This is a genomic window from Salmonella sp. SA15303 (assembly GCF_029962125.1).
Lineage (GTDB): Bacteria > Pseudomonadota > Gammaproteobacteria > Enterobacterales > Enterobacteriaceae > Salmonella > Salmonella enterica.
Genome location: NZ_CP123924.1, coordinates 1364029 through 1376561, shown reverse-complemented (window position 1 = coordinate 1376561; position 12533 = coordinate 1364029). Strand labels below are relative to the sequence as shown.

Annotated in this window: 10 protein-coding genes and 2 pseudogenes; 6 read left to right on the top strand and 6 right to left on the bottom strand. The window is 51.1% G+C overall.

Annotated elements, in window-relative coordinates:
- Nucleotides 1-12: 12 nt before the first annotated feature.
- Complete coding sequence (ppk1, locus tag QEN31_RS06530) at nucleotides 13-2079, top strand: polyphosphate kinase 1 (protein ID WP_000529555.1); 2067 nt, start codon at nucleotides 13-15, stop codon at nucleotides 2077-2079.
- Between the two features lie 4 nt (nucleotides 2080-2083).
- Nucleotides 2084-3625: an exopolyphosphatase gene (gene ppx, locus QEN31_RS06525; protein ID WP_001123330.1), complete on the top strand. Its 1542-nt coding sequence runs from the start codon at nucleotides 2084-2086 to the stop codon at nucleotides 3623-3625.
- Between the two features lie 35 nt (nucleotides 3626-3660).
- Here ppx and QEN31_RS06520 read toward each other — a convergent pair whose 3' ends face one another.
- Nucleotides 3661-5874, bottom strand: a complete 2214-nt coding sequence (locus QEN31_RS06520) for a bifunctional diguanylate cyclase/phosphodiesterase (RefSeq protein ID WP_000773647.1) — start codon at nucleotides 5872-5874, stop codon at nucleotides 3661-3663.
- Between the two features lie 96 nt (nucleotides 5875-5970).
- On the bottom strand, nucleotides 5971-6108 hold the full coding sequence (locus QEN31_RS06515; RefSeq protein WP_001540598.1) for a hypothetical protein: 138 nt from the start codon (nucleotides 6106-6108) through the stop codon (nucleotides 5971-5973).
- Nucleotides 6109-6286: 178 nt separating this feature from the next.
- On the opposite strand from QEN31_RS06515, the gene QEN31_RS06510 reads away from it, so the two are divergent.
- Entirely contained in the window at nucleotides 6287-6478 is a 192-nt protein-coding gene (locus tag QEN31_RS06510; RefSeq protein WP_000075924.1) for a YfgG family protein, read from the top strand.
- A 78-nt stretch (nucleotides 6479-6556) separates the two neighbouring features.
- On the opposite strand, the gene QEN31_RS06505 is transcribed toward QEN31_RS06510, so the two are convergent.
- The gene (locus QEN31_RS06505) at nucleotides 6557-6793 is read right to left on the bottom strand and encodes a hypothetical protein (RefSeq protein ID WP_014343875.1); all 237 of its coding nucleotides are present in this window, start codon (nucleotides 6791-6793) and stop codon (nucleotides 6557-6559) included.
- Here QEN31_RS06505 and QEN31_RS25340 point away from each other — a divergent pair.
- Nucleotides 6717-7034: pseudogene (locus tag QEN31_RS25340) on the top strand (STM2901 family protein); the annotation flags it as partial. The gene QEN31_RS06505 and the pseudogene QEN31_RS25340 overlap by 77 nt on opposite strands.
- Nucleotides 7019-7348, top strand: coding sequence for a DUF1493 family protein (locus QEN31_RS06500; RefSeq protein WP_001738968.1), 330 nt, complete (start codon nucleotides 7019-7021; stop codon nucleotides 7346-7348). The pseudogene QEN31_RS25340 and the gene QEN31_RS06500, both read left to right, overlap by 16 nt.
- Nucleotides 7349-7427: 79 nt before the next feature.
- Here QEN31_RS06500 and QEN31_RS06495 read toward each other — a convergent pair.
- From QEN31_RS06495 to guaB, 3 genes and pseudogenes are all read right to left on the bottom strand, one after another.
- Nucleotides 7428-7745: pseudogene (locus QEN31_RS06495) on the bottom strand (DDE-type integrase/transposase/recombinase); the annotation flags it as partial.
- Between the two features lie 135 nt (nucleotides 7746-7880).
- Nucleotides 7881-9458, bottom strand: coding sequence for a glutamine-hydrolyzing GMP synthase (gene guaA, locus QEN31_RS06490; RefSeq protein ID WP_000138296.1), 1578 nt, complete (start codon nucleotides 9456-9458; stop codon nucleotides 7881-7883).
- 69 nt (nucleotides 9459-9527) lie between these two features.
- Nucleotides 9528-10994: an IMP dehydrogenase gene (guaB, locus tag QEN31_RS06485; RefSeq protein ID WP_000944174.1), complete on the bottom strand. Its 1467-nt coding sequence runs from the start codon at nucleotides 10992-10994 to the stop codon at nucleotides 9528-9530.
- A gap of 160 nt (nucleotides 10995-11154) precedes the next feature.
- Here guaB and xseA point away from each other — a divergent pair, with 160 nt between their 5' ends.
- Nucleotides 11155-12504 carry an exodeoxyribonuclease VII large subunit gene (gene xseA, locus QEN31_RS06480; RefSeq protein ID WP_000953165.1) on the top strand — a complete coding sequence of 450 codons (1350 nt, stop codon included), beginning with the start codon at nucleotides 11155-11157 and terminating at the stop codon, nucleotides 12502-12504.
- The last annotated feature ends 29 nt before the right edge of the window (nucleotides 12505-12533 follow it).

Below are 12533 nucleotides of genomic sequence, written 5' to 3'. Positions count from 1 at the left end.
GTATAGGTAGTAATGGGTCAGGAAAAGCTATATATCGAGAAAGAACTGAGCTGGTTAGCATTTAACGAACGCGTGTTACAGGAAGCAGCGGATAAATCCAACCCGTTGATTGAGCGGATGCGGTTCCTGGGAATCTATTCTAATAACCTCGACGAGTTCTACAAAGTGCGTTTCGCTGAACTGAAACGACGTATTATTATCAGCGAAGAACAGGGTTCAAATTCTCATTCACGCCATTTGTTAGGCAAAATTCAGTCCCGCGTGTTGAAAGCAGACCAGGAGTTCGACGGCCTGTACAACGAATTACTGCTGGAAATGGCGCGTAATCAAATCTTTCTGATCAACGAGCGTCAGCTCTCGGTGAACCAACAAAGCTGGTTGCGCCACTATTTTAAGCACTATTTGCGCCAGCATATTACCCCGATTCTCATTAACCGGGAGACGGATCTTGTTCAGTTTTTAAAAGATGATTACACCTATCTGGCGGTGGAGATTATCCGTGGCGACACCATCAACTATGCGCTGCTGGAGATACCGTCCGACAAAGTCCCACGCTTCGTTAATCTGCCGCCGGAGACACCGCGCAGACGCAAGCCGATGATCCTGCTGGATAATATTCTGCGCTACTGCCTGGATGACATTTTTAAAGGGTTCTTCGACTATGACGCGCTTAATGCCTATTCGATGAAAATGACCCGCGATGCCGAATATGACCTGGTGCATGAGATGGAATCCAGTCTGATGGAGCTGATGTCTTCCAGCCTGAAGCAGCGCCTGACCGCTGAGCCTGTGCGCTTTGTCTATCAACGCGATATGCCCGCCGCGCTGGTCGACGTACTGCGGGAAAAACTGACGATCTCCCGGTATGACTCAATCGTACCCGGCGGGCGCTACCACAATTTTAAAGACTTTATTAATTTTCCGAATGTCGGTAAAGCCAACCTGGTCAATAAACCGTTACCGCGGTTACGCCATCTTTGGTTTGATAAAGAGAAGTTTCGTAACGGTTTCGACGCGATTCGTGAACGTGATGTGCTGCTCTATTATCCTTATCACACCTTTGAACATGTGCTGGAACTGCTGCGTCAGGCGTCGTTTGACCCAAGCGTGCTGGCGATCAAAATCAATATTTATCGCGTAGCGAAAGACTCGCGCATTATTGACTCGATGATCCATGCCGCCCATAACGGCAAAAAAGTCACCGTGGTGGTGGAGTTGCAGGCGCGCTTCGATGAAGAGGCAAATATTCACTGGGCCAAGCGGTTAACCGAAGCGGGCGTCCATGTTATTTTCTCTGCGCCCGGGCTGAAAATTCACGCCAAACTCTTTCTCATCTCACGAAAAGAGGGTGATGACGTGGTGCGTTATGCGCATATCGGCACCGGTAACTTCAACGAAAAAACAGCGCGGCTGTATACCGATTATTCGCTGCTGACCGCCGATGCGCGCATTACCAATGAAGTGCGTCGGGTCTTTAATTTTATTGAAAACCCCTATCGCCCGGTCACTTTCGATTATTTGATGGTTTCTCCACAAAACTCACGGCGTCTGCTGTATGAGATGATCGATCGTGAAATCGCCAATGCCCAGCAAGGCTTACCGTCAGGGATTACCTTAAAGCTTAACAACCTGGTTGATAAAGGGTTGGTCGACAGGCTATACGCCGCGTCGGGTTCGGGCGTCCAGGTCAATCTGCTGGTACGCGGTATGTGTTCTCTTATTCCGCAACTGGAAGGCATTAGCGATAATATTCGTGCGATTAGCATTGTGGATCGCTATCTGGAACACGATCGGGTTTATATTTTCGAAAACGGCGGTGATAAGCAAGTTTGGCTCTCTTCAGCTGACTGGATGACGCGTAATATTGACTACCGTATCGAAGTCGCTACGCCTATCCTCGACCCGCGGCTTAAACAACGCGTCCTGGATATCATTGACATTCTGTTTAGCGACACGGTAAAAGCGCGTTTTATCGATAAAGAACTCAGCAACCGCTACGTACCGCGCGGCAATCGCCGTAAAGTCCAGGCGCAGCTGGCAATTTATGACTACATCAAATCACTCGAGCAACCAGACTAACGCTATGCCAATTTACGATAAATCCCCTCGTCCGCAGGAGTTCGCTGCGGTCGATCTCGGCTCAAACAGCTTTCATATGGTCATTGCCCGCGTGGTTGACGGCGCAATGCAGATTATCGGGCGCTTAAAACAGCGCGTCCATCTGGCGGACGGGCTGGGCGCAGATAACAAACTCAGCGAAGAAGCCATGGAACGGGGGCTTAGCTGTCTGTCGCTGTTTGCTGAACGCTTACAAGGTTTCTCCCCTTCCAGCGTCTGTATCGTAGGCACCCATACGTTACGTCAGGCGCAAAATGCCGCTGATTTTCTCAAACGCGCGGAAAAGGTTATTCCCTACCCGATAGAGATTATTTCCGGTAACGAAGAAGCGCGCCTGATTTTTATGGGCGTAGAACATACGCAGCCGGAAAAAGGCCGCAAGCTGGTGATCGATATCGGCGGCGGGTCAACAGAGCTGGTCATTGGCGAAAACTTCGAACCCAGGCTGGTTGAAAGCCGTCGTATGGGCTGCGTGAGCTTCGCGCAGCTCTACTTTCCCGGCGGCGTTATCAATAAAGAAAACTTCCAGCGCGCCCGAATGGCGGCGGCGCAAAAACTGGAAACCTTAACCTGGCAGTATCGTATTCAGGGTTGGAACGTAGCGATGGGCGCTTCCGGTACGATTAAGGCCGCTCATGAAGTTCTCCTGGCGCTGGGTGAGAAAGATGGCTTCATTACGCCGGAGCGCCTCGATAAACTGAAGTCAGAAGTGTTGAAGCACCGCTCCTTTAATGCGCTCAGCCTGCCGGGTCTGTCTGAAGAACGAAAAGCGGTCTTTGTGCCGGGCCTGGCGATTCTGTGCGGCGTTTTTGATGCTCTGGCTATCCGCGAGCTTCGCCTTTCCGACGGCGCATTGCGCGAAGGCGTACTGTATGAAATGGAAGGCCGCTTCCGCCATCAGGATGTTCGCAGCCGTACCGCAAAAAGTCTGGCCAATCAATACAACATTGACAGAGAACAGGCCAGACGCGTGCTGGAAACCACCATGCAGATGTACGAGCAGTGGCAGGCCCAGCAGCCAAAACTGGCGCATCCGCAGCTTGAAGCGTTGCTTCGCTGGGCGGCAATGCTGCATGAGGTTGGACTGAATATTAATCACAGCGGTTTACATCGCCATTCGGCTTATATTCTGCAACACAGCGATTTGCCCGGCTTTAATCAGGAGCAGCAAATGATGATGGCGACGCTGGTGCGTTACCATCGTAAAGCCATAAAACTGGATGATATGCCCCGCTTTACGCTGTTTAAGAAAAAACAGTATCTGCCGTTAATTCAGCTACTTCGGCTGGGCGTATTACTGAACAACCAGCGGCAGGCGACCACCACGCCGCCGACGCTGCGGCTAACGACCGATGACAGCCACTGGACGTTATGTTTTCCGCATGACTGGTTCAGCCAGAATGCGCTGGTACTGCTTGATCTGGAAAAAGAACAGCAGTACTGGGAAGCGGTAACTGGCTGGCGTCTCAATATTGAGGAAGAAAGCTCGCCGGAGATCGCCGCGTAAATTGTGAGCCAGACGCCGCGCCGCGGCGTCTGTCTTTACTGAATCTCAGATAATAGCTGCGGCTCGCCAATTAAATATCCCTGAAGATAGTCGATCCCCAACGAGAGCACTACGCTTCGTATTTCTTCGCTCTCGACATACTCCGCGACGACCTGCATATTTTTCATTCGCGCTAAATGACAAATAGAAGCCACAATCTGATAATCGAGACTGTTTGACACTATATTGCGAATAAAACTGCCATCAATTTTAAGAATATCGGCGTCAACGTTTTTCAGCCGCGCATAGCTGGCGTAGCCAGTACCGAAATCATCAATCGCTATCTGACAGCCAAACTGCTGTAGCTGTCCCAGCGTCAACTGCGCCTGCTCAGCATTGGTGAGAGAGTTGCTTTCCGTTACCTCAAAAACCAGTTGCCAGGGTTCAACCTGATATTGCGTAAGCAGCTGCTTAACTTCTGCAGGGAAACGAGCGCGGCATACCGATGTTGGCGACAGATTAATGGCAAAACGATGCGCGGGCATATATTCCCGGCTGGCCGCCATAAACCGCAGCGTGTTTTCAATCACCCAAAGATCGATAGCGGAAGACAATCCAAACTCATGCGCCACGGGTAAAAAATTGTCCGGGTTGATAACGTCGCCGTTGTCATCCCTGAGTCGCAGTAAGATTTCATGGTAAACGTCCCCACGAACACCGAAAATAGGCTGCGCCATCAGGAAAAAATGATCGTGCTCCAACGCCTGTTGCAGGCGATTCATCATCGCAATTCTGCCCTTCAAATCGCGCTGCAGGTGCATTGCGCCGCGCCGCTGTAAATCCTCCGGCGCGTTAGTCGTCAACGAAAGATCGGAACTGGTGCTTAATTCGCCCAACAGCAGATAAAGGTGGCTAACCGGAGAACGCACGCAGCAATAGCTCACGCCGACAGGCGGCTGTAGCGGCAGTCCATCCCAGATAAACCGAAACTGCTTAATATGTTTATCCAGCGCTTCAATACGCTGCTGATGCGCCTCTGTATTAAGACGCAGCACCAGGTCGTGCCCTGACATCTGGTAGACGCACTCATTTGAGGCCAGCATCGGCGTAATCCAGTGAGAGAGCTTTTGCTTATACTGGATGCGTAGCATGACGCCATAATTTTTACCCAATAGCTCCAGGCCCGGCACGTGTAAAAAACAGATCGTAGACCAGGGCGCATTTTGGAGCGCGCGGTTTAACGCACGTAAATTGGGAAGATGTACAACCGGGTCAAGATAGGCCAGCCGCCGTGCGCGACCACTCACTACGCGCTGACGCGTGGCCAGTACAGACATATAATTAACAATAAAAGAAAAAACCAGATAGCTCGAAGAGGTAATCGCTAATTGCGTATCATAACCTGAATACCAGGGCATATAACGCTGATAATAATGAATCGACGTAATTAGCACGACGGCCCAGATAATTGAAATAAACTTATAGCCATAGCGCATCGCGCCCCACAGCATGACCGGCAATAATAACGAAAGCGTATAGTTGGTACTAAATATTGAACTATTATCAGTCAATGGCATACACAGTATAAACATTAGTGTAGTCAATACGGCCAGCCAAATAACGATCTCTTTTTTAGTGGCCTTGCTATCAATCTGTAGCTTTAATTGCTGATAATACCCCCGTAGGTGCAGCGGATTGCGAAGAGTACGAATAATAAAATAGCACAATGGCACGCCGACAAGGTTACCGACCAGTAACGCCTGGTAATTAATCAGCGTGTTGATATTAAAGGGCATTACCCCCATCAGGCTGGCTTTGCTTTCGTACATGCCAACAAAAGCGGCAAACTGGTAGATGACCAGAAATAATGTTGCTGAACAAAATACCTGCCAGAATATTCGTTGAAACAGCAGGTGGGCGTCGCCGTGGGAAACATTGTTTCGCCGGGGGGAAAAGACACGATAGCCGCCCCAGCTTAGCACGATAGTAATGATAAAGTGCATCGTCACGGAAAGGGTTTCATACAGCCCTGTCTGCGGGTATCTGCGCCAGAAGATAGCAAGCACAATGCCCGGCAGTGCTGCCCAGCCGAAAAAGAGCATCAGGCTAAGCATAAAAGCTAACGGCAGGTAAAAAAGAACCACATTTCCAGTGCTGGTAAGCGCATAAGTATTTGCGCTACTTAAAACAGGCAGTAAAATCGAAGGGAGAATGAGCGGTAGTCCCCACCATTTATCTCTGATATTTATATAAGTTTTATTTAGTTTCATAGATGCTCAGCAGAACCCCCCAATCCCAAAGGGGCGTTAACAGACAGGCATCCCACCTGACTTTAAATTGATGATGAGATATACATCACACGATAGTCATCGATTGTAATTATTAAACAAAAGTAACATTTGATTTAAGTCAATTATTACCTTTCTCCTGCAGCCTTTATTCGCCTTTTTATTCTTTGTTATCATTAATTTATTATTAATGTAAATACTAAAATTATCTTCCATAACAATATAAGATAAATCAACTGACGCAATTTTACATTAAGAGGAATTGACCATCGGTTCGCAGTATGCCTTAATGTAGAGTGAACGCAGGCTTGTTACGTTCTTCGCCTTGATAATACCCTTGAAGAACCCAGCCTGATCCCGCCCATATCGCTGGGCCAACGTTAAGGAACCCTTTGTGAGTCAGGCCAACAGTATGCGAAAACGACATCGATTTAACACTCGCATGACCCGTATCGTACTGCTTATCAGTTTTCTCTTCTTCTTTGGACGTTTCGTCTACTCTTCTATCGGCGCCTGGCAGCACCATCAGGATAAAAAAGAAGCGCAACAGTCATCGCTTTCTGTCACCACGCCGGGACAACGTTAAGCTGTTATCCGTTAAAAAGCCCGCGCAAGAAAAAGAAGCTTTAGCGTTAACGCAAAAAGACAATCCCACTCAATGGGTTCAGGCCATGATCAGACGCTTAAAGAGCAACCGCGGGATATCCTGCCTGGGTGATAAGATCACATGCGCGGTTACTAAGATTCCCTCGACCGAATACAAAACCCGATAGCCTTCAGCGTGGTTAAACTCCCGGTAGCTGGCACAGCCAATTTTCAGCAGTTCAGGGCAACCAGTTCTACCTACGAGGGGTAAACCTCGTGGGACAACTCCAGTAACATTAATTGCTTCTAAGTACATCAGTAATTGGTTGAACTATAAACTGCCACCTGGGATCAGATTACCAACGTTGACAGGCAAAACTATCAACTCATTACAGCTAAGCTCAACGAATAATTTAGGTCGTTTCGTTGGTCGTAATGTACCCTGGCTCGGTTGGGTTATGACATTCACTACGATTTATGATATCCAGCGTAATATTAAAGATACATTTAATCGTGTGGCGGTTCCTAAAGATCGCATTAAGTGGACGTACTTCTAATGAGAGATATTGAGAAAGAAATTATCGATTTTATCGATCAGGAATATAACACTAAAAAGTACTTTCTCTGTGGGCCAAAGCGAATCATCACGCTTGATACCAGTATTAGGGATGATCTTAAACTCGTTTTTGAAGATAGTGAAGAACTTCTACAAAAGTACTTCAAGCGTTGGAATGTAGATTCAGAAGGATTTGACATACTCAACTATCTGAATCCAGAGTACTTTGGAAGTAAAGAGCCTGATCCGCGTAAGCCACTAACGGTTGGTATGCTCGTTGAAAGTGCTAAAGCTGGGCGTTGGTTATATAGTTGAAGAATAAAGTTACTATATTTTAAATACCCCTTATTTGGGCTGAATCGCCACGGATAATCTGGACACTTCTGAGTCGTTGGTAGATCTTTTTCTTTATCCGTTCACGCTTCAGTAGCTGGAAAAAGCTTTCTGCAACCGCATTGTCATGACAGTTGCCACAACGGCTCATACTGCCCTCCAGTCCGTGCAATTTCAGCCATTCATAGCGGGTGTACTGACTACCCTGATCAGACTGAACCAGCACCTGTTTTTGGGGATGACGTCGCCACACGGCCATCAGAAGCGCATTCAGAACAATATCTTTTGTCATTCGTGGTTGCATTGACCAACCGATAACTTTGCACGAGAACAAATCAACGACCACGGCAAGATACAACCAACCTTCGTGGGTTCGTAATTACGTCAAATTTGCCGTCAGGAACTGTGCGCCACATAGAAAATTCATGAATGCACATAAATAAAAACCCTCTGTAAAAACAGAGGGTTAAATTCACCTTTACCTGTTCATGAAAACACAGGAAGGATTATCGGCTTATTCCCACTCAATGGTAGCCGGCGGTTTACCGCTGATGTCATACACCACACGGGAAATCCCGTTGACTTCATTGATGATGCGGTTGGAAACGCGACCGAGGAAGTCATACGGCAGGTGCGCCCAGTGTGCGGTCATAAAGTCGATGGTTTCGACGGCACGCAGAGAGACAACCCAGTCATACTTACGACCATCGCCCATAACGCCAACGGAACGAACCGGCAGGAAGACGGTAAACGCCTGACTGACTTTGTCGTACAGATCCGCTTTGCGCAGCTCTTCAATGAAGATAGCGTCAGCACGGCGCAGCAGGTCGCAGTACTCTTTCTTCACTTCACCCAGAACACGAACGCCGAGGCCCGGCCCCGGGAACGGATGGCGATACAGCATGTCATACGGCAGGCCCAGCTCCAGACCAATCTTACGCACTTCGTCTTTGAACAGCTCTTTCAGCGGTTCAACCAGCCCCATCTTCATCTCTTTCGGCAAGCCGCCGACATTGTGGTGAGATTTGATGACGTGCGCTTTACCGGTTGCAGACGCCGCAGATTCGATAACGTCAGGGTAAATGGTGCCTTGCGCCAGCCACTTCACGTCTTCCAGTTTGAGCGCTTCTTCGTCGAACACTTCTACAAAAACACGACCGATGATCTTACGCTTGGCTTCCGGATCGTTCTCGCCAGCCAGCGCGGACAGGAAGCGCTCTTCTGCCGGTACGTGAACGATATTCAGGCCAAAATGGTCGCCAAACATGTCCATCACCTGCTCGGCTTCGTTGAGACGCAGCAGGCCGTTGTCGACGAATACACAGGTCAGATTTTTACCGATCGCGCGGTGCAGCAGCATTGCGGTGACGGAAGAATCCACGCCACCAGAGAGGCCGAGGATCACTTTGTCGTCGCCCACCTGCTCGCGAATGCGCGCCACGGCGTCGTCGATGATCTTCGCCGGCGTCCACAACGCTTCACACTGGCAGATATCGCGTACAAAACGCTCCAGCATGCGCATACCCTGGCGGGTGTGAGTCACTTCCGGGTGGAACTGTACACCGTAGAAGCGTTTTTCTTCGTTGGCCATAATGGCGAACGGGCAGCTCTCGGTGCTGGCGACGGTCACGAAGTCGGACGGAATCGCCGTCACTTTATCGCCGTGGCTCATCCACACGTCCAGCAGCGGTTTGCCGTCTGCGGTCAGGGAATCTTCAATACCGCGAACCAGCGCGCTGTCGGTCAACACTTCGACCTGCGCATAACCAAATTCACGCTCATTAGAACCTTCTACATGACCGCCAAGCTGCATCGCCATGGTCTGCATACCATAGCAAACGCCAAATACCGGCACGCCTGCTTCAAAGACATACTGCGGCGCGCGCGGGCTGTTTTCTTCGGTGGTGCTTTCCGGGCCGCCGGAAAGAATAATGCCGCTTGGGTTGAAGTCACGAATTTGTGCTTCTGTCACATCCCACGCCCACAGTTCACAGTAAACACCCAGCTCACGCACGCGGCGCGCAACCAGTTGAGTGTACTGAGAACCGAAGTCCAGAATGAGGATGCGATGCTTATGAATGTTTTCCGTCATTGACGCTTATTCCGAGGCAAGTGAAACAGATTAAATAAATCGCCCGACACGAAGGTCGGGCGAAGAAAATCAGGAGCCCAGACGGTAGTTCGGGGACTCTTTGGTGATGGTCACGTCGTGAACGTGGCTTTCCTGAATGCCCGCACCGCTGATACGCACAAACTCCGCTTTAGTACGCAGTTCGTCGATGGTAGCACAACCGGTCAGCCCCATACAGGAGCGCAGGCCGCCCATCTGCTGGTGAATGATCTCTTTCAGGCGACCTTTATAGGCTACGCGACCTTCGATACCTTCCGGCACCAGTTTGTCAGCGGCGTTGTCGCTCTGGAAGTAACGGTCGGAGGAACCTTTGGACATCGCACCCAGCGAGCCCATGCCGCGGTAAGATTTGTAAGAACGGCCCTGGTAGAGTTCGATTTCGCCCGGGGATTCTTCCGTACCCGCCAGCATGGAACCCACCATTACCGCGCTTGCACCTGCGGCAATCGCTTTGGCTATGTCGCCGGAGAAACGGATACCGCCGTCAGCGATAACCGGAATACCGGTACCTTCCAGCGCTTCAACTGCGTCAGAAACAGCGGTGATCTGCGGAACGCCCACGCCAGTCACGATACGAGTGGTACAGATGGAACCCGGGCCAATACCGACTTTCACCGCGCTGCAACCGGCTTCCGCCAGTGCGCGAGCGCCTGCGCCTGTCGCGACGTTGCCGCCGATGATTTGCAGGTCAGGATATTTAGCACGGGTTTCACGGATACGTTGCAACACGCCTTCTGAATGACCGTGAGAGGAGTCGATCAGCAGTACGTCAACGCCTGCCGCCACCAGCGCGTCAACGCGCTCTTCGTTGCCCGCGCCTGCGCCGACCGCCGCGCCGACACGTAAACGGCCCTGCTCATCTTTGCAGGAGTTTGGTTTACGTTCCGCTTTCTGGAAATCTTTTACGGTAATCATGCCAAGCAGATGGAAGTTATCATCAACGACCAGCGCTTTTTCTACGCGTTTTTCGTGCATTTTTGCCAGCACGACTTCACGGGCTTCGCCTTCACGAACGGTCACCAGACGCTCTTTCGGCGTCATGTAAACGCTAACCGGCTGGTTCAGGTCAGTCACAAAACGCACGTCACGACCGGTGATGATACCCACCAGCTCGTTATCTTCAGTCACCACCGGATAGCCCGCAAAACCGTTACGCTCGGTCAGGGCTTTCACTTCATGCAACGTGGTGGTTGGCAGGACGGTCTGCGGGTCGGTCACTACGCCGGACTCGTGTTTCTTCACGCGGCGAACTTCTTCCGCCTGGCGCTCAATGGACATGTTTTTGTGGATAAAACCAATGCCGCCTTCCTGGGCCAGGGCAATTGCCAGGCGCGCTTCCGTCACGGTGTCCATCGCCGCAGAAAGCATAGGAATATTCAGACGAATAGTTTTCGTCAACTGCGTGCTGAGATCGGCAGTATTCGGCAAAACGGTGGAGTGAGCGGGAACAAGGAGGACGTCGTCAAACGTCAGGGCTTCTTTAGCGATACGTAGCATGGGCAATATCTCACCTGGGAGGTTAATAAATATTGCCGCGGCATTATACAGAACGTAATCGGTTGCATCTACATTTTTTTGCAAATAGTGCTTGCGATCCCCCGTGAGCAGGTTACTATCGATTGAATAACCTGCTGATTTAGAATTTGATCCCGCTCACATGTTATCCTCTCAAACTTCCTCAATTTTTACCGTAAGCCGCCTTAACCAGACGGTTCGTCTGCTGTTAGAACAGGAGATGGGACAGGTATGGATCAGCGGCGAGATTTCTAATTTCACGCAGCCTGCGTCGGGCCACTGGTACTTTACGCTCAAAGACGATACCGCTCAGGTGCGCTGTGCGATGTTCCGTAACAGCAATCGCCGGGTGACGTTCCGCCCGCAGCACGGGCAGCAGGTGCTGGTACGCGCCAACATTACGCTGTACGAGCCGCGCGGCGATTATCAAATCATCGCCGAAAGTATGCAGCCCGCGGGCGAAGGCTTGTTGCAGCAGAAATATGAGCAGCTAAAAGCCAAACTGCAGGCCGAAGGCTTGTTCGATCAGCAGCATAAACAGCCGTTGCCCTCCCCGGCCCACTGCGTTGGGGTGATCACTTCGAAAACCGGCGCGGCGCTGCACGATATTCTCCACGTGCTAAAGCGTCGTGACCCATCCCTGCCCGTTATTATCTATCCAACCGCAGTCCAGGGCGACGACGCGCCGGGGCAGATCGTTCGTGCTATCGAACTGGCGAACGCGCGCGGCGAATGTGATGTACTGATCGTCGGGCGCGGCGGCGGTTCGCTGGAAGATTTGTGGAGTTTTAACGACGAACGCGTGGCGCGGGCGATTTTTGCCAGCCGCATTCCGGTGGTCAGCGCCGTCGGTCACGAAACGGACGTCACGATAGCTGATTTTGTCGCCGACCTGCGCGCGCCTACGCCATCAGCAGCGGCAGAAATTGTCAGCCGTAACCAGCAGGAGTTGTTGCGTCAGATCCAGTCCGCCCAGCAGCGTCTGGGCATGGCGATGGACTACTACCTCGCCAATCGCAGCCGCCGTTTCACGCAGATTTTTCACCGTCTGCAACAGCAACATCCGCAACTGCGTCTGGCCCGTCAGCAAACCGCGCTGGAACGTCTACGCCAACGGATGGGATTTGCGCTTGAGGCCAGGATTAAGCAGGCCAATCAACGCCAACAGTGCGTAAGTCAACGCCTGAGCCAGCAAAATCCGCAGCCGCGCATTCACCGCGCGCAGTCGCGCATCCAACAGCTTGAATATCGTCTGACGGAGAATATCCGCTCACGGTTAAGCGAACAGCGCGAGCGTTTTGGCAACGCGGTCACGCATCTGGAAGCGGTCAGCCCGTTAGCCACGCTGGCGCGCGGCTATACGGTTTCGACGACAACGGACGGCAAGGTGCTGAAAAAGATCAAACAGGTCAAAGCAGGCGATATCATGACCACGAGACTGGAGGACGGCTGGCTTGAAAGTGAAGTCAAATCCGTCACGCCGGGCACGTAATCCAACACTCCCCCACCCTTTGCAGCGCG